Consider the following 26,509-nt stretch of genomic DNA (forward strand, 5'->3'; position numbering starts at 1 on the left):
AACCGCGCCGGCCGCCGCCGTCCCGCCCGCGTCCCGGGCTTTGTCATCGAACTGTCGTGCAATCGTCATACCGCCTTGGTCCAACCGACCGTATGGCGCAGTGCACAACGGCTCACGGGCACCGCCCGCAGGCCGATGCGCGCTCCTCGAGGAGACCACAGATGAAGTTTACGACCCTCGCCGCCCTCGTGGGCCTCGGCCTCGCCACCCTCGCCCCCGCGCAGGCGGCCGAGATCACCGGCGCCGGCGCCACCTTCCCGTTCCCGATCTACTCCAAGTGGGCCGAGGCCTACCGCAAGGAGAGCGGCCTCGGACTGAACTACCAGTCCATCGGCTCGGGCGGCGGCATCAAGCAGATCCAGGCCAAGACCGTCGATTTCGGCGCCACCGACGCGCCGCTGAAGGGCCCCGCCCTGGACAAGGACGGCCTCGTCCAGTTCCCGACCGTCATGGGCGGCGTGGTCACCGTGGTGAACATCCCGGGCATCGAGCCCGGCAAGCTGAAGCTCACCGGCGAGGTCATCGCCGAGATCTATGCCGGCAAGATCGCCAAGTGGTCGGACGCCAAGATCGCCAAGCTGAACGAGGGGCTGAAGCTCCCCGACGCCAACATCACCCCGGTCTACCGTTCGGATGCCTCGGGCACGACCAACATCTTCACCACCTACCTGTCCCAGGTCTCCGAGCCCTGGAAGAAGGACTACGGCGCGGCCACCACGATCAGCTGGCCGGTGGGCCAGGGCGGCAAGGGCAACGAGGGCGTCACCGCCACCGTCAAGCAGGTCCCGAACGCCATCGGCTACGTCGAGTCGGCCTACGCCAAGCAGAACAAGCTGAGCTACGCCCTGATCCAGAACAAGGCCGGCAAGTTCCCGCAGCCCGACGACAAGGCCTTCCAGGCCGCGGCCGCCAGCGCCGACTGGAAAGCCGCCCCCGGCTTCGGCATCTCGCTGACCAACGAGGGCGGTGAGGGCGCCTGGCCGATCACCGCCGCCACCTTCATCCTGGTCCACAAGGACCCGGCCGACGCGGCCCGCACCGCCGAAGTGCTGAAGTTCTTCGACTGGGCCTACAAGAACGGCGACAAGCTCGCCACCGACCTCGACTACGTGCCGCTGCCCGACAACGTCGTCAGCCAGATCCACGACGCGTGGAAGGAGATCAAGGGCAAGGACGGCAAGCCCGTCTTCAACATGTAAGCCCGTCTTCAACAGGTAAGCCCGTCTTCACCCTGTAAGCCCGTCCTCGACGGGTGAGGCCGAACCCCGCGGGCGCTCCGCCCGCGGGGCCAGGGGGGCGACCCACCGCGCCCCCGTGACAGCGACCGACGTACCCGGCGTCGCGATGCCGGGCTCCCCCTTCGCCACCCCCTTTCGCCACCCCCTCCGTTTCGCCACCCCCTGGCAACGAACCGGTGATCCCCTCTCGCGCCGGCGACCGGCGCAGGGTAGGACGCCGCCCGGTGAAGAGAAGACATTCGGATGGCCGCCTTGACTGACCAGATCGCCCTGACGCGGGACCGCGCCTCGGCCCGCAAGACGCCCGGCGGCCTCGGCGACAGCCTGTTCCGCGCGGCCTCCTACGGCGCGGCGTTCCTGGTGCTCCTGGTCCTCGCCGGCATCCTGGCCTCCATCGCGTACGGCGCCTGGCCGGCCTTCCAGCAATTCGGCTTCGGCTTCATCACCTCCACCGTCTGGAACATCGGGCAGGAGCAGTATGGCGGCCTCGTGGCCATCGTCGGGACCCTGGCCTCGGCCGTCCTCGCCCTGCTGATCGGCGTGCCGCTCTCGCTGGGCATCGCCATCTACCTGACGCAGCTCTGCCCCGGCTGGGCCCGCAAGCCCGTCTCGATGACCATCGAGCTCCTCGCCTCGGTGCCGAGCATCATCTACGGCATGTGGGGCCTGTTCGTGTTCGCCCCGCTCTTCGCCCGCTTCGTGCAGGTGCCGGTGTCGAACCTGGTCGAGGGCATGCCGATCGTCGGCACCCTGTTCTATGCCCGCGTCCCCTCGGGCGTCGGCATCCTCACCGCCGGCATCATCCTGGCGATCATGATCGTGCCCTTCGTGGCCTCGATCACCCGCGACATGCTCGATCAGATCCCGACCGTGCTGCGGGAGAGCGCCTACGGCATCGGCTGCACCACCTGGGAGGTGGTGCGCCACGTGCTGGTGCCCCAGGCCTCGGTCTCCATCATCGGCGCCATCATGCTGGGCCTCGGCCGGGCCCTCGGCGAGACCATGGCGGTGACCTTCGTGATCGGCAACGCCAACCGCCTCTCGGGCTCGGTCTTCGACCCGGGCTCCACCATCGCCTCGCGCATCGCCAACGAGTTCAACGAGGCCGACGGCCTGCAGCTGAACTCCCTGATGGCGCTCGGCTGCATCCTCTTCGTCATCACCTTCTTCGTCCTGATCATCGCGCGCCTCCTCACCCGCCGCGCGAAGGTCGCCTGAGGCCAGCCTCACCGAGACGTCAGGAGCCGCATCATGGACGCCGCGAACCCCCTCGCCACCACCGCCGCCCCGGTCCGGGTCAGCCGGGTCCGTTCCGGTCGCCGGATCGCCGACCGGGCGCTGATCCTGGCGAGCACGATCGCCACGCTGGTGGGCATCGTCGTGCTCGGCTCGATCCTGTTCATGCTGGTGGTCGAGGGCATCCAGGGCTTCTCGCCGACCCTCTTCACCGCCCCGACGCCGGGGCCCGGCTCCGAGGGCGGCGGCATCGCCAACGCGATCCTCGGCAGCCTGGTGATGACCCTCCTGGCCATCCTGGTGGCGACGCCCGTGGGCGTGATGGCGGGGACGTTCCTGGCCGAGTACGGCCGCAACTCGAAGGTCGCCGACGTCATCCGCTTCCTCAACGACATCCTGCTCTCGGCGCCGTCGATCCTCATCGGCCTGTTCGTGTACACGCTGATGGTGCGCCCGATGGGCTCCTACTCGGGCTGGGCCGGCGCGGTGGCGCTGGCCATCATCGCGACGCCGGTGATCGTGCGCACCACCGAGGACATGCTACGCCTCGTGCCCTCGACCCTGCGCGAGGCCGGCGCGGCCCTGGGCGCCCCGCCGTCGATCGTCATCAAGAGCATCACCTGGCGCGGCGCCAGCGCCGGCATCGTCACGGGCATCATCCTGGCGCTGGCCCGCATCGCCGGCGAGACCGCGCCGCTGCTCTTCACCGCGCTCAACAACAACAGCTGGTTCGCCCCCAACCTGATGGGCGGCGTGCCGAACCTGCCCGTGATGATCTACCAGTTCGCCCTCTCGCCCTATGCGAACTGGCAGCAGCTCGCCTGGGCCGGCGCCCTCCTGATCACCGTCACGATCCTCGCCCTCTCGATCGTGGCCCGCTTCGTCATCAAGACCGAGCGGTCGCGCTGACCACCCGCGCGCCGCCTGTCCCCGCTCCTTCGACTGATAGGATCTTGAACCGATGAACGCCGCCCCCGGGATCACGTCCGCGCAGCTCACCGGACGCCACAAGGCCGACGAGTCCTCACCGGTCCGCATCGCCGTCAAGGACCTGAACTTCTATTACGGCAGCTTCCACGGCCTGAAGTCGGTCAACCTCAACTTCCACGACCGCCAGGTCACGGCGCTGATCGGCCCGTCGGGCTGCGGCAAGTCCACCCTGCTGCGCACTTTCAACCGGATCTACAGCCTCTATCCGGACCAGCGCGCGGAAGGGGAGATCCTCCTCGACGGCCAGAACGTGCTGGATTCCAAGGTCGACCTCAACGAGCTGCGCTCGCGCATCGGCATGGTGTTCCAGAAGCCGACCCCGTTCCCAATGTCGATCTACGACAACGTCGCCTTCGGCCTGCGCCTCTACGAGAAGCTGCCCAAGGCCGACCTCGACGTGCGCGTCGAGGAATCCCTGCGCAAGGCCGCCCTCTGGGACGAGGTGAAGGACAAGCTCAAGCAGTCCGGCATGGGCCTCTCGGGCGGCCAGCAGCAGCGCCTCTGCATCGCCCGCACGGTGGCCCAGCGCCCCGAGGTGATCCTGTTCGACGAGCCGACCTCGGCCCTCGACCCGATCTCCACCGGCCGCATCGAGGAGCTGATCGAGCAGCTGCGCTCGGAATTCACCATCGTCATCGTCACGCACAACATGCAGCAGGCGGCGCGCATCTCGCAGTTCACCGCCTTCATGTATCTCGGCGAGCTGGTGGAATTCGGCCCGACGACGCGCATCTTCATGAACCCGGAGAAGCGCCAGACGCAGGACTACATCACCGGCCGCTTCGGCTGATCCTCCGCCGGCCGGGATCGGCCCGCGCCCCACATCACCGCCAGGGCGGGCACCGGACAGGCGGGCCCGATCGAGGAGCGAGACCCATGCCCGACCACATCGTCAAATCCTACGATACGGACCTTGAGGACCTGCGCCGCTCGATCTCCGAGATGGGCGGCATCGCCGAGAAGATGATGACCGAGGCCGGCGAGGCCCTGGTGCGCCGCGACGCGCCCCTGGCCCAGGCGGTGATCGCCGCCGACACCCGCCTCGACACCCTGCAGCGCGAGATCGAGGAGCGGGCGATCCTGCTCATCGCCCGGCGCCAGCCCCTGGCCATCGACCTGCGCGAGACCGTGACGGCGATCCGGGTGTCGAACGATCTCGAGCGCATCGGCGACCTCGCCAAGAACGTCGCCAAGCGCGTCGTGGCGATCGCCGACCAGATCCAGCCGCAGAAGATCGTCATCGGCGTCCAGCACATGAGCGACCTGGTGCAGGAGCAGCTCAAGGACGTCCTCGACGCCTATGCCAGCCGCGACATCAAGGCGGCCCTCGGCGTCTGGGAGCGCGACGACGCCATCGACGCCCTCTACAATTCCCTGTTCCGCGAGCTCCTGACCTACATGATGGAGGATCCGCGCAACATCTCGTTCTGCACGCACCTCCTGTTCGTGGCCAAGAACATCGAGCGCATCGGCGACCACACCACCAACATCGCCGAGACGATCCACTACCTCGTCACCGGCGAGAACCTGCTGGCCGAGCGCGAGCGCCCGAAGAACGACGCCTCCAACTACGCCACCGTGGACATGCCCGGCGCGGCCTGACCCCGTGCCGGTCTGATCGAAAGCGCACGATGAGTACGCGTATCCTGATCGTCGAGGACGAGGAGGCCCTGACCCTTCTCCTCCGCTACAACCTCGAGGCCGAGGGGTTCATCGTCGACTCGGCCGCCCGCGGCGACGAGGCGGACCTGCGCCTGCAGGAGCAGGTGCCCGACCTCGTCCTGCTCGACTGGATGCTGCCCGCCCTGTCGGGGATCGAGCTCTGCCGCCGTATCCGCGCCCGGCGCGAAACCGAGCGGCTGCCGGTCATCATGCTGACGGCGCGGGGCGAGGAGGGCGACCGCATCCGCGGCCTGGGAACCGGCGCCGACGACTACATCGTCAAGCCGTTCTCGGTGCCCGAGCTCCTCGCCCGGGTCCGCGCCCTGCTGCGCCGGGCCAAGCCCGCCCACGTCGCCAACCTGCTGGTGGCCGGCGACATCGAGCTCGACCGGGTCAGCCACCGCATCCGCCGGGAGGGCCGCGAGATCCATCTCGGGCCGACCGAGTTCAAGCTCCTCGAGTTCCTGATGCAGAGCCCCGGCCGGGTGTTCTCCCGCGAGCAGCTCCTCGACGGCGTCTGGGGCCACGACGTCTACATCGACGAGCGCACCGTCGACGTCCATGTCGGGCGCCTGCGCAAAGCCCTGAACCGCCCGCGCCAGAGCGACCCGATCCGCACCGTGCGCGGCTCGGGCTATTCCTTCGACGAGATGTTCGAGACCGAAGCCGAGTAGCCGGGCCGAGTCGCTGGGCTGAGCCAAGTCGCCGAGCCGAGTGGCCGGCCCCGCCGCTCAGGCGAACATCATCGTGTCGGTGGGCAGGTGGACGGTGAAGGCCTTGCCCTCGTCGACCCAGCCCGGACCCGCGACGCCGTGATTGATGCCGTTGGCCTCCTCGGCGCTGCCGGCGAAGTGATGCTGGCCGGTCTGGGTGTTGTAGAAGCGCTCCAGGGTCAGGCCGCCGGGGGCGCTGGCATCGGCGTAGGCCTCGAAGGCCACGCCCTCGTACTTGTAGCTCGGCGCGGTCTTCAGGACCTGGTCCCGCTCGGACACGCTTGTCGTGAAGAAGTGGGCGTTGGAGACCGTGTCGAAGAACCGGAACACGTCCACCGTGTCGGCGCCCTTGGCCGGGGCCGCCCAGGCAGTGCCCTCGTAGTTGAACCACGGCAGCGTCTGCTGGATCTGCGCCTTCTCGGCGGTGCTCGTCGTGTAGAAGTGATCCCCCGTATGGGTGTCGTAGAACCGGTACACCGCCGTGACCGCCGGGGCGGTGGAGGCGGCGACCGGGCTCGACGGTGCGGCCACGGCCACCACCGGAGCGCTCGGCGCGCCGTACAGGGCCTGGATTCCGGCGAGGTCGCCGGCCGCCAGGGTCTTGATGCTGGTGTTGAGGATGGCGTTCATCACCTCGGGCTTGGTGTTGTAGTGATCGAGGCCGAGCGCGTGGCCGATCTCGTGCAGCGCCACCAGGGAGAGATCGACGTTCTGGGTGCTGACCACCCGCCCGCCGGAGGCGGCGTGCCAGCCCTCGCCGCTGTCGAAGGTGATCTCCACCGACTGCATGCGCTGGCCGCTATAGGTATAATGGGCATAGCCCAGGGTGTTGCCGAGCCCGTCGATTCCCCCGAGGGTGACGTCGATCTGGGCGCTGGCCGTCGTGGCCACCTGCTGGAACGCGATGTTGGCGGCCGCCGCCCAGGTGGCGAAGGCGGCCTGGAGAAGGCTCACGAAGCTGGTGGGAATCGTGCCGTCGACGGCCCAGGTGACGGTACCGCCGCTCGTGCCCGCCGCGCCCGTGCCCCAGCGCGGACCTTCCAGCGCATAATCCCCCATCGCTTGGCCCTCCCGTCTCTTCGGGCCAGGGTCGGCGGCAGAGGTTGCGAAATCCTTACCGCACCCGCCGCCGCGCACCGGGCGGCGCGTCCTCAGACGATGCTGCGCACCACGCCGCCATCGACCCGGAGGGCCGCGCCGCTGGTGGCGCTGGCGGCCGGGCTGCAGAGGTAGGCGACCATGCTGGCCACCTCCTCGACGGTGGCGAGACGACCGATCAGCGAGGTCGGGCGGTGCTCGGCCACGAAAGCCCTTCCGGCGGCGTCGAGGTCGACCTCGCCCCCGGCTCCGCCGTCCTGCCCCTGGGCCATGCTCTTCATGAACTCGGCGACGCCCTCCGACAGGGTCGGCCCCGGCAGCACGCTGTTCACGGTGACGCCGCTGCCCGACACCGTCTCGGCGAGTCCCCGCGCGACCGCGAGCTGGGCGGTCTTGGTCATTCCGTAATGCACCATCTCCACCGGGATGTTCACGCCGGATTCGCTGGAGATGAAGACCACCCGGCCCCAGCCGCGCTGGACCATGCCGGGGGTGTAGGCCCGGGCGAGGCGCACGCCGCTCATCACGTTGGTGTCGAAGAACCGGTGCCAGTCCTCGTCCGAGATCTCGAAGAAGGGCTTCGGCTCGAAGATGCCGGTGTTGTTCACCAGGATGTCGATGTCCGGCAGGCCGGAGACCACCCGGGCCGCCCCGTCCGGGTTGGCGACGTCGCCGGGTGCCCCGATGAAGCCGGCATGGCCGGTCTCGCGCTTGAGGCGCTCGACGGCGTCGCGCACCCGCTCCTGCGTCCGCCCGTTGATCGCCACGTTGGCCCCGAGCTCGCCCAGCGCTTTGGCGATGGCGTAGCCGATGCCGCTGGTGGAGCCGCTGACGAGGGCGCGCTTGCCGGACAGGTCGAGGTTCATGGGATCGTCCTTGGGAGAGGCTCTGCCCGGGTCAACGCGCAGGACGGGTCCTGGTGCGATCGCGGCGGACGCGTCAGGCGCCGGGCTGGCGCCGCAGCACGCTGGTCACCGCCCCGAGGCTCGCCAGCGCGACGGCGCACCACAGGGTCGCGGTCACCGGTCCCGCCGGCGGGCCGCCCTGGTGCAGGCCGAAGATCACCGCCACCAGGGCCGCGCCGAAGGATTGCCCGGTGAGCCGGGCGGTGGATTGCATCCCGCTCGCCCCGCCGCTCCGGTCCCGCGGGGCGCTGGTGATGATGACCTTGTTGTTGGGCGACTGGAACAACCCGAAGCCGAGGCCGCACAGGGTCAGGCGCCAGGCGATGTCGGGATGCGACGCGCCCGCGGGGAGCAGGGCGGTCGCCGTCAGGCCGGTGGCCATCAGGGCGAGGCCGAGGCCGCCGAGCAGCCCCGGGGCGTAGCGGTCGGCGAGGCGCCCCGAGATCGGGGCCATCAGGGCGATGGCCAGGGGCCAGGGCGTCATCAGGAAGCCGGTCTGCGTCTCGGAGAGGTGCAGCACGTCCTGGAAGTAGAAGGGCAGGGCGACGTAGGCCATCATCTGGGCCGCGAAGGAGGCGACGGAGCTCGCCATCGACAGGGCGAAGGCGGGGATCCGCAGGAGATCGACGGGCAGGAGCGGGCGCGCCAGCCGGGTCTGGGTCCAGACGAAGACCGCGCCGATCGCCAGGGCCGCCCCGATCTCGGCCAGCGCCACGCCCCGGGTCGCCGGGTCGCCGAGTCCGTCGACCCCGATGATGAGCAGCCCGAAGGTTACGGCGTTCAGGAGGGCGCTGCGGATGTCGAAGCGCCCGCCGTTCCGCGGCGTCACCGGCAGGGTGCGGGCGCCCACCGTCAGGGCGATCAGCCCCACCGGCAGGTTGACGAGGAACAGCCACGGCCAGCTCGCCACCGACAGGATGGCGGCCGCCACGGTCGGACCGGCGGCGGAGGCCATCGCCACCACCAGGGCGATGTTGCCGACGCCGCGCCCGATCATCCGCTGCGGGTAGATGAAGCGCACCAGGGCGGTGTTCACACTCATGATGCCGGCGGCCCCGAGCCCCTGCGCGATCCGTGCGGCCACCAGCGCCTCGAAGCTGGGCGCGAAGGCGCAGGCGACGGAGGCGGCCGTGAACACGGCGAGGCCGGCGAGATAGATCCGGCGATAGCCCAGGATGTCGCCCAGGGCGGCCAGGGGCAGCAGGGCGGCCGTCACCGCGATCTGGAAGCTGTTGGTCACGAAGATCGCCGCGGAGGGCTCGACCCCGAGGTCCTTGGCCATCACCGGCAGGGCGACGTTGACGATGGCCCCGTCGAGCACCGCCATCGTCATGGCGAGGCCGATGGCCAGGAGCGCCAGCATGCGCTCGCGCACCGGAATCCCGTCCGTCCCGGGCTCCGGCGCGGTCTTGTTCGGGAGATCCCGGCTCCCGGATGGGTCTCGGCCCTGGGTTGGGGCTTCGTCCAGGCGGGAATGTCGGCCGCGCGGATCCTGGCCGGGAGCGTCGGTGGTCATGGCCGAGCCCTGGGACGCTGCGTCGGAAATCGCAAGGGCCGGGGAAACGCGGCGTGTCCTTTGTCACGGGGAGCGAGCGACGCCGGGGCGGAACCTGCGCTATGTCAGCTCGGTGCGTAAGACTGCGCGCCGTTGCCGGGATCCCACATGGACGCGCTCCTCAAACTCTCCGCCCTGCTGCTGGCCGCCCAGCTGTCCGTGGCGCCCGCCACGGCGCAGCCGACGTCCAACGAGACGGCGCCCCTGGGCATCGCCCTGGAGGGCTTCGCCTACCCGTATCCGGTGTTCTACCTCGAGCGGATGCGCGACGGCGAGCGCCAGCGCCTGGCCTACATGGACGTGCCCGCGCAGGGCCAAGCCAACGGCCGGACCGTCCTGCTGCTTCACGGGCGCAATTTCCCCTCGAGCTACTGGCAGCCGGTGATCCAGGCGCTGACCCGCACGGGCTATCGGGTGCTGGCCCCGGACCAGCTCGGCTTCGGCAAGTCGGCCAAGCCCGTGGGACCCTACACCTTCGACGCCATGGCGGCCGACACCGTGGCGCTGCTCGACTCCCTCGGGCTGGCGCGGGTCGACGTGGTGGCCCATTCCATGGGCGGGATGCTGGCGGTGCGCCTCGTGCGCAATGCCCCCACCCGGGTCAACAGCCTCGTCCTCGAAGCGCCGATCGGCCTGGAGGATTACCGCTTCACGGTGCCGCCGGTCTCCGACGCCACCCTGCTGCGCCTGGAGGGCGATGCCACGGCGGAGTCCTACCGGCGCCAGCTGATGACGAACTACGCCCTCTCGCTGCCGGCCTCCGCCGTCGAGCCCTTCGTGTCGCTGCGCGAGCGGGTGAAGGGCTCGGGCGAGTATCCGCGCTGGCTGCAGTCCTTCGTCAATTCCTACCAGGCGATCTGGGGGCAGCCGGTGGTGCACGAGATCCCGCTGATCCAGGTCCCGACCCTCTTCATCATGGGCGAGAACGATCACAACGCGCCCGGCAAGCCCTTCGCGCCGGAAGCCCTCCGGGCTGGCATGGGGCACAATGCCGAGCACGCGCGGACGCTGGCCGGCCAGATGCCGAGCGGCCGCGCCGTGGTGCTCCCGGGGATCGGGCACCTCGTCCACATGGAGGCGACGGACCAGTTCAACACCCTGACGCTCGAATTCCTCGACGGTCACTGAGCGCCGGGCCAACCCGACGGGAGAGACGACATGAGTGTGAGCATGGATGTCGGCGTGATCGGCCTCGGCCGGATGGGCCGCGGCATGGCGGCGAGCCTGGTCCGGGCCGGGCACAGGGTCCGGGTCTGGAACCGCTCGCCGGGCGCGGCCGAGGGGCTCGCCGGCGTGACGCCGGTGGCGCAGGCCGCCGAGGCCTTCGCCGGAGACGCGGCCATCACCATGCTGGCCGACGACGCGGCCCTGCGCGCGGTGATCGTGGAAGGCGGCCTCCTCGACGGCGCCGCCCGCCCGGGCCTGCATCTCTCGATGAGCACGATCTCGGTGGCCCTGGCGCAGGATCTCGCCGCCATCCACGCCCGTGCCGGCGTGCCCTACATCGCCGCTCCGGTCTTCGGACGTCCGGACGTCGCCGAGGCCGGAGCCCTGAACATCGTGGCGGCGGGCGACCCGGGAGCCATCGACCGGGCCGAACCGCTCCTCGCCGCCATGGGCGCCCGGACCTGGGGCTTCGGACCCGAGCCGCACCGCGCCAATGCGGTCAAGCTCGCGGGCAACTTCATGCTGATCGCGGCGATCGAGGCGATGGGCGAGGCGGCGGCCCTGGCCGAGGGCCACGGCGTGACGGGGGCGGACCTGCTCGACCTGCTCACGAACACCCTGTTCGCCTCGCCGGTCTACAAGAACTACGGCCCGCTCATCGCGGCGCGGCGCTACGAGCCGCCGGGCTTCAACCTCAAGCTCGGGGCCAAGGATGTGGGCCTCGCCCTCTCGGCCGCGGGCGCGGCCGGGGTGCCGATGCCCTTCGCCAGCGTGCTGCGCGACAACCTCATCGAGGCGATGGGGCACGGCGACGCCGAGAAGGACCTCGCCGCCCTGGCGGAGGTCGCCCGCCGGCGGGGCCGGACCGCCTGAGACGAAGGCCGCCTCAGCGGTTGAAGACGAACAGCGACACGCCGACCACCACCGGCACCAGGGCGGCGAGGCCGATGAACAGCGGCATGATCCAGCCGCTGCCGTTCTCCGGCCTGGCGGCCTCCCGGGCCTTGGGCGGCGCGGCCTCGGTCTTCCGGGCGAGCGCCACGCGGTCCGGCGTGGGAGCATTGCCGGCCGCCTCGTCGTCGGTGCCGAGCTGCGACAGGCCGGGGTCGTAATGGGCGACCTTGTCCCCGGTCCGGCCGCTGTCGATGTCGGCCTTCAGCATGGCGGTGGTGGGCCGCTCGGACTCGGGCGGCGTCTCGACCGCGAGGTTGCCCGGGGTCGGGGGTGTTTCGGATCGTAAGGTCATGGGGGGCTCCGTGTCGGGGGCGTACCTGTGGGGGAGCAACGCGCCATGGCGTCACCCGTTCGCCGCCCGCTCTGACGCAGGACCGCTCGACGCTTCGGGGCCCCGGACCGTGTCCGGGGCCCCGCTTCGGGAAGAGCCGGGTGGGTCTTCGCTCAGCGCCCGCCGCCCCCGCCGCCGGCGCTCCCGTTCGGGATCGCCCGCTCGGGCAGGTTGGCGTTGCCGCCGGCGGCCGAGTCCGTGGTGATCGTGTCGGCCCCGTTCGCGCCGCGGGCGATCACCACGTCCGGGTCGTTGCCGGTGGTGTTGGACTGACCTTCGACGATGACGCCGCGGCCGCCGGGGCCGCGCTCGGGCGCCAGCCCGGTCTGCGCCGCGGCCGGCAGGGCCAGGGTCGATACGAGGCAGGCGGACGCGATCAGGGGCGTAAAGAACTTCATCACTCTCTCCGTGGCTGGGATCTGCAACGGCAACCCGGCCTGATGCACCCCGTTCCGAAGTAAATGCCTCGGTGAAGACCTTCGTACTGATCCGTACGTTCGCCAAAGCGCCTTTCAAATGCTTGTGGGGAACAGCCGTCGACGGACGGACTTCTTCCCAGAAGCAAGCATTTTCCAAGAATTTTCCAAGACGCGAGCATTCTCGACATCGCAGGAGCGAGCCATGGCCCAGGACGAGCCCACCACGCCCGGTGACACGAAGCCCGGTGACGAGGCGACGCCCGGCACCCCGGGGACCGGCGAGAACCTCTGCCGCCGCTGCCACGGAACCGGAGCCCTGGAGGCCAAGCCCTGCCCGGACTGCCGGGGCACCGGCAAGATCACCAGCGGCATCGGGGGCGGCTAGGAGGCGCCGCACCCGCGCGACGGCGCCGCCGAAAGGCTCGACGTAACGCGTGAGCGGGCGCCGCGTGATCCGGTTCGGACCGCGCGGCGCCCGCTCGGGCCGTTACTGGAGCAGGCCCGTGGGGCCGACCGTCGCCCCGGCGCCCCTGCGGGCGGGAACGACGAGGCTGCCGACCTCATCGACCGGGTTCACGGTCGCCCCAGTCCAGCCAGGGCAGGCTTGCCCGGCTAGGACTTTTCCGGGCTGGCAAGGCTGCTCTGGGCACCCGACAGGTCGGTCTTGCTGCTGGCGAGCCCGGTGGTGTTCCCGGCCGGACCCGACTCGATCGCGTCGGCCGGAACCTCGCGGTTGGCGACGTGGTCCTGGTACTGCTCGGTCTGGACCATCTTGCTGTCGAGCCCGCGCGCGTCGTTGTGCCGGGACTTGTCGCGATTGCTCAGGACCATGTTCTCTTCCAGGATCCCGTCCGGCAGGTCCGTCATCGCGCCGCTGCCCGTGCCCTTGCCCTGCGCGGCCGAGCCCATCTTGTGTCGATCGGCATTCGCCATCCTGGCGTCTCCTTGGCTGTGTCTCCGACGGGAATTCGGCTCAGTGCGAGCGATCGGCGGACTTGCCCGCCGCATCGTGGGCGTGATGGCGGTCGCGCTCGCCCCCGCCGCCGGAGACGTGCGAGCGGGTGTCGCTGGTGGGGCTGCCCGGCGCCGGGCCGTCGTGGTCCACCGCCTGCGGCTTCGACGCGTCCTGGTGGCTGGAGCCGGGGCCGCCGTGGTGACGGTCGGCCGCGGGCGTCTTCTTCGCCGTGCTCATCAGCGATCCTGGCTCATCAGCGATCCTGTTGGTAGCCCTGGTTGGTGGTGTTCACCTTGGAATTGCCCGCCTGACCGACCTTGTCGGGGTTCTGGGTCTGGCCCGAGCCCTTCGGACCCGTGGCGAGGGGTGCCTCCGGCGTGCTGCCGGGGCCCTTGTGGGACTGGTTGGCGGGGGGAACGGGCGGTGCCTTCGCCGTCATGCCGGGCTCCTAACAGTGATGTCGAATGGGTCAACAAACAATCTCGCCGGATCACATCTGTTCCGGGTCGGTCAAACTTTGGCGCTGGCAGGCTACAGCGTCCGAATTTTCTCCTCGATACGCTGCGCTTCCTTGTCGTCGATCTCGACCGGACGGCCGCTGTCGTCGGGAATACCTTCGCCGGTCTGGGCGATGGTGGTGTCGCGCGGTCGTGAATTGGGGCCGGTCGAGTCCGGTTTCTCCGAACTCGGCGCGCTCGTGTCACGCTCCATGGTACGCTCCTGCCTGTGCGATGGGTCGCCGTCCGGTTCAGGCCTTCCCGGGCGTGTCATCCTTCCGGGTCGGGCTCGGATCCGAGATCCGGCGCAGGTTCTCGGGCGGGGTCGCCGCCTCGACCTCCTCGACGCTGGCGATCGATCCCCCCGAGACCGCATCGAGGCGCGGGAAGTCGGAGGCGATCCGCGCGGCTTCCGCCTGGCCGCCCGGGTCCGATTGCAGCGTGTGCTGCAGGCGATCCGGCAGGCCGAGATCCCGGGGGTCGTCCTGGCCCAGATCCTGGCCGTTGCGGTCGGTATAGGGGTCGAAGTCGCGCAGGTTCGGTCGGGAGGGGGCGTCCGACGGCTTGCGGGTGTCGTTCATCGCGGGTCTCCGAAGAAAGGGACAGGACAACAGGATCCCAGGATCACAGGACGGAAACGATCTCGGGATCGGATGGCTGCCGGTGACCGTGCGGGTCGCACCGGAGCCGGGTTTCAAGTTTGCCGGCGTGTCGCGAGGGGGGCTTCGGGCCTTCCATCATCGCCAAGCTCCCTCCGTGACTGGCCTGGGCCGGGTCGCGCGAGACCCGTGCGCGGTACGCGTCCGCATCCGTGTCGACGTGGCGCCGCGCGACGGCGGTTCGAACGCCCGGTCGCACACCCTCGGTCTCACGGGGCGGTTCCGAGGGGACAACCCCGGCGGGATCGCTTTGTTTCGCCTGCGTCAGCCGGGCCCCGTCCGCGAAGACCCGTCGGGTGTCCACCGCGACGGCGTCGCGTTCCCGAAGACGGAGCCTTCCTCAGCGCCGGAGGTGGCCGAGGGGCAGGGCGGTCGTGTACTTCACCTGTCCCAGGGCGAAGCTGGAGCGGATGCTCGCGACGCCGGGGATGCGGGTGAGGTAATCGAGCACGAGCTTCTGGAACTGGCCCAGATCCTCCACCACGACGCGCAGCATGTAGTCGGCCTCGCCGCTCATCAGGTAGCACTCCATCACCTCGGGACGGTGTCGCACCGCGTCGTCGAAGGCCTTCAGCGCATTCTGGGTCTGTTTCTCCAGCGTGACGTGGACGAAGACGTTGACCGCCAGCCCGAGGGCGATCGGATCGGCCACCGCGACGGAGCGCTGGATGATCCCGCTGGCCTTCAGGTCGTTGATCCGGCGCCAGCAGGGCGAGGTCGAGAGCCCGACCTCCTGGGCCAGCTCGGCGACGCTGATCTCGCTGTCGCGCTGCAGACGTTCGAGGATGCGCAGGGAAGCGTCGTCCAGCGTGATCGACCTTGGCGGCATAATCTGTCCCCGAACCGAGGAGAGCGGCATGTCTGTCCGATCTTCCCGCTCTAACCGGAAAACCAAGACGAAAATACCGGGTGTTCGGTCATAAACATCCTGGGCCGCGGGCTCGTCCGCGCTCTGTCCGCGGACCCCCGTCATGGTCGATTCCTACGCGCCGCTGTTGGCCTCGCCGCCCATGGCGCCCGCCCGTCCCCGCCTCGCGGTGCCGACGGGGGTCTGGCTCGGCCTGATGGTCCTGCTCTGGGGCCTGAGCTGGCCGGCGATGAAGCTCTGCCTCGACGCCGCTCCGCCCCTCTGGCTCGCGACCCTGCGCTTCTCCAGCGCCGGCGCGGTCCTGTTCGGGTTCCTCGCCCTCAAGGGCCGCCTGCGCTGGCCGCCCCGGGCCGACTGGCCGGTGCTCGCCAGCGTCGGGTTCCTGCAGATGATGGCCTTCACGGCGCTGGGCCTGATCGCGATGCGCCACACCGATGCGGGCCGGGCGGCGCTGCTGGCCTACACCACACCGGTCTGGGTCCTGCTCGGCGCCTGCCTGGTCCTGCGCGCGCGCCCGTCGCGCCGGCAGGGCGTCGCGATCCTGTTCGGTCTCGTGGGCGTCGCCGTGGTGTGCTCGCCCATGGGCATGGACTGGACCGATCCCGACGTGCTCCTGGGCAACAGCCTGCTGCTGGTCTGCGCGCTCTGCTGGGCCGGCGTCATCCTGCATGTCCGGCATCACCGCTGGCACGCGCATCCCCTCGACCTCGCGCCCTGGCAGATGCTGCTGGCCGCGGTCCCCCTCGCCGTCGCGGCCTTCGCGGTCGAGGGGCCGCTCGCGGTCGCGTGGTCGCCGCGCCTCGTCGGGCTCTTGGTCTTCATCGGCCCCGTGGCGACGTCGCTGTGTTTCGTGATCTTCACGACGGTCGGCCGGCGCATCGACAGCTTCACTATGGCGAACGCCACCCTCGGGGTCCCGGCGGTGGGCCTGCTGTCCTCCGCCCTGCTCCTGGGCGAGCGCCTCGGTCCCGCCCTGCTGGTCGGCCTCGGCTGCCTCGCCGCCGCCCTGGTCACCGCGGCGCAGGATGCGCGCCGCGCCTGACCGGGATCGGTCGGGCACGTTCCCTCCGGATCGGGCCACTCCCGAGCGGTGCGGGCACATCCCTTGCAGTTTGGGCACGTCCTTTGCGCATCGTCGGCCGGAGGTGCGGGAACCGATCTGGTCCCACTCGTGCTTCCGCAGCCGCAACGGGCACGGGACGGATCGAAGCGACATGCAGGACGACGAGACGCGGGTGGAGAGCCGGGACCGGGTGGGCTCGATCTGCCGGTCCCTGCGCCGGGCGATCGTCGAGCGGGCGATCATGCCCGGCGACCGTCTGCCCGAGGACGCCCTCGGGGAGCGCTTCGGCGTCAGCCGCACCATCGCGCGCCAGGCCCTCGGGCAGCTGGCGGGGGAGGGGCTGGTGGAATTGCGGCGCAACCGCATCGCCGTGGTGGCGACCCCGAGCTGGGCGGAGGCCCGCGACACCTTCGACGTCCGCATCAGCCTGGAGCGCCTCGTGGTCGCCCGCCTGGCCGGACGGCTGACGCCCGACCAGCAGGCCGCGCTCCACGCGCATATCGGCCAGGAGGAGGCGGCCCAGGGCGGGGCGGACGGCGCCTCGATTCGGCTCGCCACCGAGTTCCACCTGCTGCTCGCCCAGATGACCGGCAGCCCGGTGCTGGAGCGCTACGTGGCCGAGCTCGGCTACCGCTGCGCCCTGGTGCTCTCGCTCTACAGCCGCCCGCATTCCGCCGAGTGCGGGGTCAGCGAGCACCGTGCCCTCGTCGCCGCCCTGATCGCCGGCGAGCCCGCCCGGGCCGTGGCGCTGATGGACCACCACCTCGACGCGGTGGCCGAGCGGGCGCGGATCGTCGCGGCCCCGCCGCGCGAGCGCGACCTCGGCCGCCTGCTCGCCCCCTATATCGAGCCCGTGGGGGGCTGAGGGGCCCTCGTGCCCCATCCGCCGGATCCCGTCGGGATGGCGGATGGGGGCTTCGTTCAAGGGCCAACGGGCTTGCTGGTCCGGGGACCGCTGCGATCGGGTGCGGCCCGGATCAGGTGTTCAGGCCGTGCTTTCTGAGGAGGCGCTCGGCGCTGTCGTTCCAGACCTCCATGGTGACGATCAGGCCGTCCCGCACCGTGAAGCGGTCGACGTAGCGGTTGCCCTCGAACGGCGTCCCGTCCGGCCAGGCGCCGTAGAGCGTGCCGAGGCTGTAGACCGTGGTGACGCCGTCGCCCGGCACCACGTCGAGGCGCTCCATCCGCTTCTTCACCCAGGCGTAGCGCCCGGCATTGAAGGCCGTGACCTCGCGCGGATGCTTAAAGCTGCGCCCGCCGGTGAACACGATGGTGATGCCCGGCGCCATGTAGGTCGCCGCCCGCTCGGGGTCGGGCACCATCGAGGCTTCAAGATAGGCGGTGACGTTGGCCGCGTCGCGGGCTGTGGTGTCGGTCATGATCGGCTCTCCGGGGACACGCCCCTCCCTGCCGCAAACGCCGCCAAAGTGCATGCAACAAGTGTATGCACTTTGGCGCTTGGGCAGGCACGCGGCGGCGTTGCGCAGAAATCCCTGAGCAAATTCAAGGCCAAGGCGGCTGGCATGGGGGTTGCGGAGTGGCCGGCGAAGCATCCGCCGGAGAGACCCCATGCCCAGCCGATCGACGCCCCTGACCCGCCGCCTCGCCCTTGGGGCGTGCCTTGCTCTCGGGCTCTCCATCTCCGGCACGGCCCGGGCCGTGGAGCCGATCCGGATCGGCCTCGTCACGGCCCTGAGCGGGCAGTCGGCGAAATCCGGCGAGGCGATCTCCCGCGGCATCGGCCTGGCCATCGACGAGATCAACGCCGGCGGCGGCGTGCTCGGGCGGCCCCTGGAGCTGGTGGCGCGGGACGACGAGGCCAATCCGTCGAAGGGCGTGCTGGCCGCCCGCGAGCTGATCCAGCGGGTCGGCGTGGTGGCGCTGGTCGGCGGCCTCGACACGCCGGTCTCGATGGCGCTGGTGCCCATCGCCAACCAGATGAAGGTGCCGTTCCTCAGCCCCTGGGCCGCCGGCACCGGCATCACCCGCAACGGCGCGGCCGACAACTACGCCTTCCGGGTCTCGGCCGTGGACGCCCTGGTGGACGAGGCCCTGGTCACCTACGCGGTGAAGACCCACGGGGCGAAGAAGCCCGGGATGATCCTCGTCAACAACGCCTGGGGCGAGTCGAACCAGCAGGGCCTCACCGCGGCGCTGAAGGCCGCCAACCTGCCGGCCGCCGGCATCGAGAAGTACGAGGCCGCCGACCTCGACATGGTGCCCCAGCTCACCCGCCTGCGGGAGGCCGGCGCCGACACCCTGTTCCTCGTCGGCAATGTCGGGCCCTCGGCCCAGGTGGTGAAGTCCCTCGACCGGATGGGCTGGAGCGTGCCGGTGGTCTCGCACTGGGGCCCGGCCGGCGGCCGCTTCGACGAGCTCGCCGGGCCGAGCGCGGCGAAAGTCCACTTCATCCAGACCTTCACCTTCGCGGGCAACACCAGCCCGAAGGCCCTCGCGGTCCTCGACGCGCTCAAGGCGAAGTATCCGGCGATCCAGTCGATGGCCGACGTCACCCCGGCGGTGGGCATCGCCAACGCCTACGACGCCACCCACCTGCTCGCCCTGGCGATCCAGGCCGCCGGCTCGACCAAGGGACCGGAGGTGCGGGACGGCTTCTACAAGGTCGCGACCTATCTGGGCCTGATCAAGACCTACGACAAGCCCTTCGCGCCGGGCCAGCACGACGCCCTCGGTCCGCAGGACTACGTCTTCACCCGCTTCCGGAACGGCGAGATCGTCGCCGTCACGAACTGAGGGAACGGGGCCGATGCTCACGGGAACGCTCATCACCGGCCTCGGCCTCGGCAGCATGTACGGGCTCGTGGCGCTCGGCTTCCACATCACCTACGCCGTCTCGGGCACGGTGAACTTCGCGCAGGGCAGCGCCGTCACCCTCGGGGCGGTGCTGGGCTACACCCTGGGGGTGACCCTCGGCTGGCCGATGCCGGCCGCGATCCTCGGGGCGCTGCTCGGCTGCGCGGTCCTCGGCGTCACGGTGGAGCGGCTGCTGGTGCGGCCCTTCGTCGAGAAGGGCTCGGAGGCCTGGCTGCTCGCCACCGTGGCGGGCGGCATCGTCCTCGACAACGCGATGCTGTTCACCTTCGGCAAGGAGCCGCGCAGCCTGCCCTCGTCGCTGGCGGTGACGCCGGTGGAGATCTTCGGCACCGGCATCTACCCGCTCCAGCTCCTCATTCCCGTGGTCGGGCTCTCGGTGGCGGTGGCGATCCAGACCCTGTTCCGCCGCACCGATCTCGGCCGGGTGCTGCTGGCGGTGGCGCAGAACGCCGACGCCGCGCGGCTGATGGGCATCGACGTCCGGCGCACGGTGGCCTGCGCCTTCGCGCTCTCGGCGCTCCTCGCCGGGGCCGCCGGACTCCTCATCGCGCCGCTGTTCTCGGTCTCTGCCGAGATGGGCGCGCTGTTCGGGATCAAGGCCTTCGCGGTGGCGATCCTGGGCGGCATCGGCTCGGCCACCGGCGTGGTGCTGGCGGGCCTGCTCTACGGCCTCGTCGAGGCCGGGGTCACTGCGACGCTGGGCTCCACCTACACCCAGCTGGTGGTGTTCTCGGTGATCATCCTCGCCCTGGCCCTGCGCCCCGACGGGCTCCTCGGCCGCGCCGCCATCAACAAGGTCTGAGCCCGATGCACCGCCTGCGCGCCCCGGCCGCGATGCCGCTCGCCATCCTGGCCCTGACCCTGGCGGGCCTCGCCCTGGTGGGGCTGACCGGCGGCTACAGCCACTTCGTCATCGCCCTGGTGGCCCTGACCACCGTCGCCGGGACCGGGCTCAACGTCCTCCTCGGCCTCACCGGGCTGATCTCCTTCGGGCATGCGGGCTTCTACGCCGTCGGCGCCTATGCGAGCGCGATCCTCACCGGGGCCGGCCTGAGCTTCTGGCTCGCCCTGCCGGCGGCCAGCCTGCTCTCGGGCCTGGTCGGGGCGGGGCTCGCGGTGCCGGCCATGCGGGTGAAGGGCCCCTACCTGGCGATGGTCACGATCGCCTTCGGCGTCATCATCGAGCATGCCCTGATCGAGGGCGGGTCGCTCACCGGCGGCCAGAACGGCCTCGTGGTCACAACCGGGCCGAGCCTGTTCGGCGTGCCCTTCGCCGAGCGCGAGCTGGCGTTCCTCGCCGTCCTCGCCGCGGGCCTGAGCCTCTCCGGCTTCCACCGCCTCGCCCGCAGCCGCCTCGGCCGGGCGATGCGGGCGGTGCGCGACGCCGACGTGGCGGCCGCCTCCCTCGGCTTCGACCCGGTGCGGGTGAAGACCCTGGCCTTCGCGATCTCGGCGGCGCTGACGGGCCTCGCCGGGGCGGTGCTGCCGCCCCTGATGCTGTTCATCGCCCCGAGCTCGTTCCCGTTCTCGCAGTCGATCCTGTTCGTGCTCTCCGTGGTGGTCGGCGGCGCCGGCACCGTGCTGGGGCCGCTGTTCGGCGCCCTCGTCACCGTGCTGCTGCCCGAGACCCTGGCGGGGCTCGCCGAGTACCGCCTGCTGTTCTTCGGCCTCGCCACCCTGGTGGTGCTCTGGCTGGTGCCCGCGGGGATCGTCGGCAGCGCGGCGCGGCTGCTGCCGCGGCCGCGGACCGGCGCCCGGCCGCCGGCGATGGATTTCGCCCGGCTCATCGGGCAGCGCGGGGCGCAGGCCCTGGTGATCGAGGGCATCGGCATCCGCTTCGGCGGCATCCGTGCGGCCGAGGGCGTCTCGGTCCGGGCGGAGGCCGGGGCGGTGACGAGCCTGATCGGCCCCAACGGCGCCGGCAAGACCACCGTGCTCAACATGATCTCGGGCTTCTACCGGCCGCAGGCCGGGGCGATCCGCCTGGGGGAGCGGGACCTCGCCGGGGCCCCGGCCCACGCCATCGCCCGGGCCGGCATCGCCCGCACCTACCAGACCACGCGCCTGTTCGGCTCGCTCGGCGTCCTCGACAACGTCGCCCTGGCGTTCGAGCCGGGCCGCCTCTGGCGCCGCTCCGGCGCGCAGGACCGCGCCGCCGCCGCGGCCCTGCTGGACTTCGTCGGCTACGCGGGCGACCTCGACCGGCCGGCCGCGGAGCTGCCCCATGTCGACCGCCGCCTCGTGGAGATCGCCCGGGCCCTGGCCGGCCGGCCGCGCATCCTCCTCCTGGACGAGCCCGCCGCCGGCCTGACCCGGGCCGACACCGACGCGCTGGGCGGCCTTCTGCGCCGGATCGCCGGGCAGGGCATCGCCGTGGTGCTGGTCGAGCACGACATGCCCCTGGTGATGGGCGTCTCGGACGCGATCCTGGTCATGGATGCCGGGCGGCCGATCGCCCACGGGACGCCGGCCGCGATCCGCCACGACCCGGCGGTGATCCGCGCCTATCTGGGCGGGGCCGACACGCCGGCCCGGCCCCGCGCCGCCGCCTGGAAGCCGCCGGCCGACGCGGTGCTCTCGACCCAGGGCCTCACGGCCGGCTACGGCGCCGCCCCGGTCCTCGACCGCGTCGCCATCGAGGTCCGCCCCGGCGAGACCGTGGCGCTGCTGGGCGCCAACGGCGCCGGCAAGTCGACGACCCTGCGGGCGCTCGCCGGCCTGCTCCGGCCGGTCTCGGGCGGGATCGTGCTGGACGACCGGGCCATCGCGCAGCTGCCCGCCCACACGATCGCCCGCCTCGGCCTCGCCCTGGTGCCCGAGGGCCGGCAGGTCTTTCCCGAGCTGACCGTGATTGAGAACATCCGCCTCGGGGCCCATGGCCGCACGGCGCCCATCGACCCGGCCGAGATCGAGGCGCTGCTCACCCGCTTCCCCCGCCTGCGCGACCGGGCGACGAGCCGGGCGGGCCTGCTCTCAGGCGGCGAGCAGCAGATGCTGGCGATCGCCCGCGGGATGATGGCGCAGCCGCGCATCCTCCTCCTCGACGAGCCCTCCCTCGGCCTGGCGCCGGCGATGATCAACGCCCTCTACGCCGTGGTGGCGGACCTGCGCGACCAGGGCGTCACCATCCTGATCGTCGACCAGATGGCGGCCCTGGCCCTGACGGTGGCCGATCGCGGCTACGTGCTGGAGCAGGGCCGCGTCGTCACCGCCGGCACCGCCGCCGAACTCAGCGCCGATGCCGGCCTGGAGGCCGCCTATCTGGGGGCTGCCTGACGGGGCCGACGGCCGGGCCGGCGTCGGCGCATTGCGGACGCGCTGTCCGCGCGCTGGCGCGCGACGACGTTGGAGCCAGCGCCGTAGGGTCGGAATTCAATCCGGTTCAATCATCGGGGGTGGATTTCGGCCCTTTGCACCCCCTCTGAGGGTCCGCGTCTCGGCAGCTTGATGGACGACGCGCTACGACCAAGTTGGGTGGATGAACGAACCCGCTCGCGCGGGATTGGTGGCAGCTTCGAGGTTTGCGGATTGAGACGAACGCCCCGCGCTGATTGAGCGTCGCCCGGCCTGGGCGGACGATCGTGGCTCCCTTCATCCGAGTGGAGCCATCCCATGACCATCCTTGCCGTTCCCGCCGCTGCCGTCGGCTCGCTGCGTCAGCGCCTGACCGACGACATGACCTTGCGTCGGTTCTCCCGTGAGACGCAGCGCAACTACATCCGCGATGTCGGGCGTCTGGCGACGTTCCTGCGGCGCTCGCCCGACACGGCGACCGTCGACGACCTGCGCCGTTTCCAGATCGCGCAGCAGGAGATCGGCCTCGGGGTGCCGACGATGAATGCCATCGTCTCGGCCCTGCGGTTCTTCTTCGTCCATACGATCGACCGGCCCGATCTCGCCCGCAGGCTGGTCCGCCTCAACCATCCGCGCCCGCTGCCCGACGTCCTGAGCGCCGACGAGGTGCGCCGGCTGCTCGGCGCCACGGTCTGCCTCAAGCATCTGGCGGCCCTGTCGGTGGCCTATGGCGCGGGATTGCGCGTGGCCGAAGTCGCCGCGCTCAAAGTCGCCGACGTCGACTCGACGCGCATGCTCCTGCGGGTCGAGCGTGGCAAAGGCGGCCGCGACCGCAACGCGATGCTGTCCGCCGATCTTCTGGGTCTCCTGCGGCGCTGGTGGACCGAGGGACACCGCCAGGGCGTCCTGCATCGCGAGGGCTGGCTGTTTCCCGGCCAGGACTGGGCCCGGTCGATCAGTACCCGCCAGCTTCACCGCATCGTGGTGGAGGCGGCCCGGTCGGCCGGGATCCCCAAGCGTGTCGGTCCTCACACCCTGCGCCACTCCTTCGCCACCCATCTCCTGGAGGACGGCGTCGATATCCGCGTCATCCAGGTGCTGCTCGGACACGCCCGCCTCGACACGACGGCACTCTACGCCAAGGTCGCCACCCGGACGGTGCGGGCCGTGACGAGCCCCCTCGACAGGCTCGCCCTGTTCCATGGGGAGGGACCCGCACCGGGCTGAGGCGATGCCCGCCACGATCGAGTTGGCCGACGTCTTCCGCGCCGCCGGTCCCGCCTATCGCGCCGATGGGGCCGGGCACCTGAACCTGGCGGCGCTCAAGGTGATGGCGGCGATCGAGCAGTGCCGCACGGCCAGCCTCGGCGGGCATGTCGAGGGCTGCGACGCGTGCGGCCACCTGCGCGTCGCCTACAATTCCTGCCGTAACCGGCACTGCCCACGCTGCCAGGGCGCGGCGGCGCGCGACTGGCTCGCCGCGCGCGAGGCCGACCTCCTCCCGGTCGGCTACTTCCACGTCGTCTTCACCCTGCCCGCCGAGATCGCCGCCATCGCCTTCCAGAACAAGGCCGCCGTCTACGATCTGCTGTTCCGGGCAGCGAGCGCGACCCTGACGCGGATCGCCGCCGACCCGAAGCATCTCGGTGCCCGCATCGGCCTCACCGCCGTGCTCCACACCTGGGGCTCGGCCATGACCCACCATCCCCATCTCCACATGATCGTGCCCGGCGGCGGCCTCTCGTCGGACGGGACCCGATGGGTCGCGTCACGCCCGGCCTTCCTCCTGCCGGTGCGGGTGCTGGGCATGCTGTTCCGCCGCCTGTTCCTCGAAGGGCTCGCGGCCCTCCACGAGGCCGGGACGCTCGCCTTCTTCGGCACCCTGGCCCCTCTCGCCGACGCCAGGGCCTTCGCCCGCGCGCTCGCCCCGGTGCGCAGGAAGCGCTGGGTGGTTTACGCCAAGCCGCCCTTCGCCGGACCGAAGGCCGTGCTCGCCTACCTGTCGCGCTACACCCACCGCGTGGCCATCTCCAGCCGACGCATCCTCGCCCTCGACGGGGAAAACGTCAGCTTTGGCGTCAAGGACTATCGGCGCGCTGAGGGCGGGCAGGCGCGGGTCATGACCCTGTCCGCCACGGAGTTCATCCGGCGCTTCCTCCTCCATGTCCTGCCGCGCGGCTTCCACCGCATCCGGCACTACGGCTTCCTCACCGGCTCGAACCGGAAGGCCGCTCTGGCCCACATCCGCGCGATCCTCGGCACACCGGTCCCGCCGCGATCCACCGACTCTGAGCCGGACGCGCGAGACGCTGCCACCGACGTGCGAGGGCCTTGCCCCTGCTGCGGTGGTCCCATGAGGATCGTCGGCGCCTTCGCGGGCTGGTACGAGCCGCGTGGGCCGCCGTTCCGCCCCGTGCCGAACCAGGCGTGTACGCCATGACCCGGCATGGCCTGTCACCACCACACATCCGAGGAGGCGCACCTCGGGGCACGTCTCTCCGCGTGCCGAACGCAAGAATGGTCTTCACAAACGCTGTCACCCGACCCTGTCGCGCTCCGCCAAACGCCGGAGACCGAGCAATCCGGGAGCGCTCAGGTACCCAGGCGCCGGTAATCACGCGCCTTCCGTCCCTCGCTGGGGACGACGGTCTGCCCAAATCCCCATAGCTCTGCGCCCGCCATCCGCGGGTTCGTTCTTCCACGACTTTCGTACGCCTCGCGGCGCCCGAAACTCTTCAGGTAAGCGGAATGGCTGCTTCCGAGCGGGAGGCTGAGACTACAGCCATTCGGCGGATGGCCACAGCCAAGCGACAGGGAGATGCCGTGCAGGAAAAAACGAGTCCCGCACGGCCGACGATCAGCGCTTATTCCGCAAGTTCGCGCATGACCTTGATCAGGTCGGATTTGCCCTCGAAGCCGATGCCCGGAAGCTCGGGCATCACGATGTGCCCGTCCTCAACCCTTACGCCGTCGGGGAAGCCGCCATAGGGTTGGAACAGGTCCGGATAGCTCTCGTTGCCGCCGAGGCCGAGCCCGGCCGCGATGTTCAGCGACATCTGGTGACCGCCGTGCGGGATGCAGCGCTTGGGCGACCAGCCGAACTGCTTCAGCACGTCGAGGGTGCGTAGGTACTCGACGAGGCCGTAGGACAACGCACAGTCGAACTGCAGCCAGTCACGGTCGGGCCGCATCCCGCCGTAGCGCAGCAGGTTGCGGGCGTCCTGGTGCGAGAACAGGTTCTCGCCGGTGGCCATCGGGCCCTGATAAAATTCTGACATCGCGGCCTGCAGGGCGTAGTCGAGGGGGTCGCCGATCTCCTCGTACCAGAACAGCGGGTATTGCCGCAGCATCTTAGCGTAGGCGATGGCCTGCTCAAGGTTGAAGCGTCCGTTCACATCGACGGCCAGCTGCGCCTGGGAGCCGATCTCCTTCAGCACCGCCTCGATGCGACGCTGATCCTCGTCGATTGGGACGCCGCCGATCTTCATCTTCACGACCGTGTAGCCCCGGTCGAGGTAGCTACGCATCTCGGCGCGCAGCTGGGTATCCTCCTTACCCAGATAGTAGTAGCCGCCGGCCGCGTAGACGAAGACGCGCGGGTTGGCCTCGATGCCCTTCTGGTCGGCGAGCATCCGGAACAGCGGCTTGCCGGCGATTTTGGCGGTCGCGTCCCAGATCGCCATGTCGAGGGTGCCAACCGCCACCGAGCGTTCACCGTGACCGCCGGGCTTCTCGTTGGTCATCATCGCCGCCCAGAGCTTGTGCGGGTCGAGGTTGTCGCCGGCCTCGTTCAGGACGCTCTTCGGATCGGCCTCTAAGATGCGGTTCTTGAAGCGCTCGCGGATGAGGCCGCCCTGGCCGTAGCGGCCGTTGGAGTTGAAGCCGTAGCCCACCACCCGGCGGCCGTCGCGCTCCACGTCGGTGACGACGGCCACGAGGCTGGCAGTCATCTTCGAAAAGTCGATGTATGCGTTGCGGATGGGCGAGGCGATCGGCTTAGTAACCTCGCAGACGTCGACGATACGCATGGTTGCTCTCCTCGGATTTTCAAACGGATTTGAAAGGGCGTG

Annotated in this window: 29 protein-coding genes; 16 read left to right on the plus strand and 13 right to left on the minus strand. The window is 70.6% G+C overall.

Features of this window, described 5'->3' with window-relative positions; all coding sequences use genetic code 11:
• Positions 1 to 161 precede the first annotated feature (161 nt).
• The 6 genes from pstS to phoB all read left to right on the plus strand — a co-directional run bounded on the left by pstS (position 162) and on the right by phoB (position 5,800).
• Positions 162 to 1,199 (plus strand): phosphate ABC transporter substrate-binding protein PstS, encoded by a 1,038-nt coding sequence (gene pstS, locus AC0IY1_RS10910; protein WP_055957287.1) that lies wholly within the window; start codon positions 162 to 164, stop codon positions 1,197 to 1,199.
• A 282-nt stretch (positions 1,200 to 1,481) separates the two neighbouring features.
• Positions 1,482 to 2,456 carry a phosphate ABC transporter permease subunit PstC gene (pstC, locus tag AC0IY1_RS10915; protein ID WP_055957283.1) on the plus strand — a complete coding sequence of 325 codons (975 nt, stop codon included), beginning with the start codon at positions 1,482 to 1,484 and terminating at the stop codon, positions 2,454 to 2,456.
• A gap of 33 nt (positions 2,457 to 2,489) precedes the next feature.
• Positions 2,490 to 3,383: a phosphate ABC transporter permease PstA gene (gene pstA, locus AC0IY1_RS10920; protein WP_471769470.1), complete on the plus strand. Its 894-nt coding sequence runs from the start codon at positions 2,490 to 2,492 to the stop codon at positions 3,381 to 3,383.
• A 52-nt stretch (positions 3,384 to 3,435) separates the two neighbouring features.
• Positions 3,436 to 4,254: a phosphate ABC transporter ATP-binding protein PstB gene (gene pstB, locus AC0IY1_RS10925; RefSeq protein WP_055957279.1), complete on the plus strand. Its 819-nt coding sequence runs from the start codon at positions 3,436 to 3,438 to the stop codon at positions 4,252 to 4,254.
• A gap of 86 nt (positions 4,255 to 4,340) precedes the next feature.
• A complete protein-coding gene (gene phoU, locus AC0IY1_RS10930; protein WP_055957276.1) occupies positions 4,341 to 5,066 on the plus strand; it encodes a phosphate signaling complex protein PhoU in 726 nt (241 codons plus the stop codon).
• Positions 5,067 to 5,095: 29 nt separating this feature from the next.
• Complete coding sequence (gene phoB, locus AC0IY1_RS10935) at positions 5,096 to 5,800, plus strand: phosphate regulon transcriptional regulator PhoB (protein ID WP_055957273.1); 705 nt, start codon at positions 5,096 to 5,098, stop codon at positions 5,798 to 5,800.
• Between the two features lie 57 nt (positions 5,801 to 5,857).
• Here the strand turns inward: phoB and AC0IY1_RS10940 are convergent, their stop codons facing one another.
• The 3 genes from AC0IY1_RS10940 to AC0IY1_RS10950 form a co-directional block, all read right to left on the minus strand.
• Positions 5,858 to 6,898 carry a matrixin family metalloprotease gene (locus AC0IY1_RS10940; protein WP_471769472.1) on the minus strand — a complete coding sequence of 347 codons (1,041 nt, stop codon included), beginning with the start codon at positions 6,896 to 6,898 and terminating at the stop codon, positions 5,858 to 5,860.
• A 92-nt stretch (positions 6,899 to 6,990) separates the two neighbouring features.
• The gene (locus AC0IY1_RS10945; protein WP_471769474.1) at positions 6,991 to 7,803 is read right to left on the minus strand and encodes an SDR family NAD(P)-dependent oxidoreductase; all 813 of its coding nucleotides are present in this window, start codon (positions 7,801 to 7,803) and stop codon (positions 6,991 to 6,993) included.
• Positions 7,804 to 7,876: 73 nt separating this feature from the next.
• Positions 7,877 to 9,205: an MFS transporter gene (locus AC0IY1_RS10950; protein WP_471769739.1), complete on the minus strand. Its 1,329-nt coding sequence runs from the start codon at positions 9,203 to 9,205 to the stop codon at positions 7,877 to 7,879.
• Positions 9,206 to 9,505: 300 nt separating this feature from the next.
• Here AC0IY1_RS10950 and AC0IY1_RS10955 point away from each other — a divergent pair, with 300 nt between their 5' ends.
• Both AC0IY1_RS10955 and AC0IY1_RS10960 read left to right on the plus strand, forming a co-directional pair.
• Positions 9,506 to 10,525, plus strand: coding sequence for an alpha/beta fold hydrolase (locus AC0IY1_RS10955; protein WP_471769476.1), 1,020 nt, complete (start codon positions 9,506 to 9,508; stop codon positions 10,523 to 10,525).
• A gap of 42 nt (positions 10,526 to 10,567) precedes the next feature.
• Positions 10,568 to 11,437: an NAD(P)-dependent oxidoreductase gene (locus tag AC0IY1_RS10960; protein ID WP_471769741.1), complete on the plus strand. Its 870-nt coding sequence runs from the start codon at positions 10,568 to 10,570 to the stop codon at positions 11,435 to 11,437.
• 13 nt (positions 11,438 to 11,450) lie between these two features.
• Here the strand turns inward: AC0IY1_RS10960 and AC0IY1_RS10965 are convergent, their stop codons facing one another.
• Entirely contained in the window at positions 11,451 to 11,810 is a 360-nt protein-coding gene (locus AC0IY1_RS10965) for a hypothetical protein (RefSeq protein WP_055957258.1), read from the minus strand.
• A gap of 152 nt (positions 11,811 to 11,962) precedes the next feature.
• Positions 11,963 to 12,247: a hypothetical protein gene (locus AC0IY1_RS10970; RefSeq protein WP_471769478.1), complete on the minus strand. Its 285-nt coding sequence runs from the start codon at positions 12,245 to 12,247 to the stop codon at positions 11,963 to 11,965.
• A 223-nt stretch (positions 12,248 to 12,470) separates the two neighbouring features.
• Here AC0IY1_RS10970 and AC0IY1_RS10975 point away from each other — a divergent pair, with 223 nt between their 5' ends.
• A complete protein-coding gene (locus tag AC0IY1_RS10975) occupies positions 12,471 to 12,653 on the plus strand; it encodes a hypothetical protein (RefSeq protein ID WP_471769480.1) in 183 nt (60 codons plus the stop codon).
• Between the two features lie 227 nt (positions 12,654 to 12,880).
• Here AC0IY1_RS10975 and AC0IY1_RS10980 read toward each other — a convergent pair whose 3' ends face one another.
• The 6 genes from AC0IY1_RS10980 to AC0IY1_RS11005 all read right to left on the minus strand — a co-directional run bounded on the left by AC0IY1_RS10980 (position 12,881) and on the right by AC0IY1_RS11005 (position 15,208).
• On the minus strand, positions 12,881 to 13,201 hold the full coding sequence (locus AC0IY1_RS10980; RefSeq protein ID WP_471769482.1) for a hypothetical protein: 321 nt from the start codon (positions 13,199 to 13,201) through the stop codon (positions 12,881 to 12,883).
• A 40-nt stretch (positions 13,202 to 13,241) separates the two neighbouring features.
• Positions 13,242 to 13,460 (minus strand): hypothetical protein, encoded by a 219-nt coding sequence (locus tag AC0IY1_RS10985; protein ID WP_103710754.1) that lies wholly within the window; start codon positions 13,458 to 13,460, stop codon positions 13,242 to 13,244.
• Between the two features lie 16 nt (positions 13,461 to 13,476).
• Positions 13,477 to 13,662 (minus strand): hypothetical protein, encoded by a 186-nt coding sequence (locus AC0IY1_RS10990; RefSeq protein ID WP_055957244.1) that lies wholly within the window; start codon positions 13,660 to 13,662, stop codon positions 13,477 to 13,479.
• A gap of 92 nt (positions 13,663 to 13,754) precedes the next feature.
• Entirely contained in the window at positions 13,755 to 13,934 is a 180-nt protein-coding gene (locus AC0IY1_RS10995) for a hypothetical protein (protein WP_471769484.1), read from the minus strand.
• A 37-nt stretch (positions 13,935 to 13,971) separates the two neighbouring features.
• The gene (locus AC0IY1_RS11000) at positions 13,972 to 14,301 is read right to left on the minus strand and encodes a hypothetical protein (RefSeq protein WP_471769486.1); all 330 of its coding nucleotides are present in this window, start codon (positions 14,299 to 14,301) and stop codon (positions 13,972 to 13,974) included.
• A gap of 418 nt (positions 14,302 to 14,719) precedes the next feature.
• Entirely contained in the window at positions 14,720 to 15,208 is a 489-nt protein-coding gene (locus tag AC0IY1_RS11005) for an Lrp/AsnC family transcriptional regulator (protein ID WP_055957238.1), read from the minus strand.
• Between the two features lie 142 nt (positions 15,209 to 15,350).
• On the opposite strand from AC0IY1_RS11005, the gene AC0IY1_RS11010 reads away from it, so the two are divergent.
• Positions 15,351 to 16,289 carry a DMT family transporter gene (locus AC0IY1_RS11010; protein ID WP_471769488.1) on the plus strand — a complete coding sequence of 313 codons (939 nt, stop codon included), beginning with the start codon at positions 15,351 to 15,353 and terminating at the stop codon, positions 16,287 to 16,289.
• A gap of 172 nt (positions 16,290 to 16,461) precedes the next feature.
• Positions 16,462 to 17,175 (plus strand): GntR family transcriptional regulator, encoded by a 714-nt coding sequence (locus AC0IY1_RS11015; RefSeq protein WP_471769490.1) that lies wholly within the window; start codon positions 16,462 to 16,464, stop codon positions 17,173 to 17,175.
• A gap of 112 nt (positions 17,176 to 17,287) precedes the next feature.
• Here the strand turns inward: AC0IY1_RS11015 and AC0IY1_RS11020 are convergent, their stop codons facing one another.
• Positions 17,288 to 17,689: a nuclear transport factor 2 family protein gene (locus AC0IY1_RS11020; RefSeq protein ID WP_471769492.1), complete on the minus strand. Its 402-nt coding sequence runs from the start codon at positions 17,687 to 17,689 to the stop codon at positions 17,288 to 17,290.
• Between the two features lie 190 nt (positions 17,690 to 17,879).
• Here AC0IY1_RS11020 and AC0IY1_RS11025 point away from each other — a divergent pair, with 190 nt between their 5' ends.
• The 5 genes from AC0IY1_RS11025 (at position 17,880) to AC0IY1_RS11045 (ending at position 24,879) form a co-directional block, all read left to right on the plus strand.
• Positions 17,880 to 19,064, plus strand: coding sequence for an ABC transporter substrate-binding protein (locus AC0IY1_RS11025; RefSeq protein ID WP_471769494.1), 1,185 nt, complete (start codon positions 17,880 to 17,882; stop codon positions 19,062 to 19,064).
• Positions 19,065 to 19,077: 13 nt separating this feature from the next.
• Positions 19,078 to 19,947: a branched-chain amino acid ABC transporter permease gene (locus AC0IY1_RS11030; RefSeq protein ID WP_055957225.1), complete on the plus strand. Its 870-nt coding sequence runs from the start codon at positions 19,078 to 19,080 to the stop codon at positions 19,945 to 19,947.
• Positions 19,948 to 19,952: 5 nt separating this feature from the next.
• The gene (locus tag AC0IY1_RS11035; RefSeq protein ID WP_471769496.1) at positions 19,953 to 22,421 is read left to right on the plus strand and encodes a branched-chain amino acid ABC transporter ATP-binding protein/permease; all 2,469 of its coding nucleotides are present in this window, start codon (positions 19,953 to 19,955) and stop codon (positions 22,419 to 22,421) included.
• Between the two features lie 336 nt (positions 22,422 to 22,757).
• Positions 22,758 to 23,666, plus strand: a complete 909-nt coding sequence (locus tag AC0IY1_RS11040; RefSeq protein WP_471769498.1) for a tyrosine-type recombinase/integrase — start codon at positions 22,758 to 22,760, stop codon at positions 23,664 to 23,666.
• A 4-nt stretch (positions 23,667 to 23,670) separates the two neighbouring features.
• Positions 23,671 to 24,879, plus strand: a complete 1,209-nt coding sequence (locus AC0IY1_RS11045; RefSeq protein ID WP_471769500.1) for an IS91 family transposase — start codon at positions 23,671 to 23,673, stop codon at positions 24,877 to 24,879.
• A 424-nt stretch (positions 24,880 to 25,303) separates the two neighbouring features.
• On the opposite strand, the gene AC0IY1_RS11050 is transcribed toward AC0IY1_RS11045, so the two are convergent.
• Entirely contained in the window at positions 25,304 to 26,467 is a 1,164-nt protein-coding gene (locus AC0IY1_RS11050; RefSeq protein WP_471769502.1) for a mandelate racemase/muconate lactonizing enzyme family protein, read from the minus strand.
• Between the last annotated feature and the right edge of the window lie 42 nt (positions 26,468 to 26,509).

Source organism: Methylobacterium sp. AC690 (assembly GCF_979256535.1).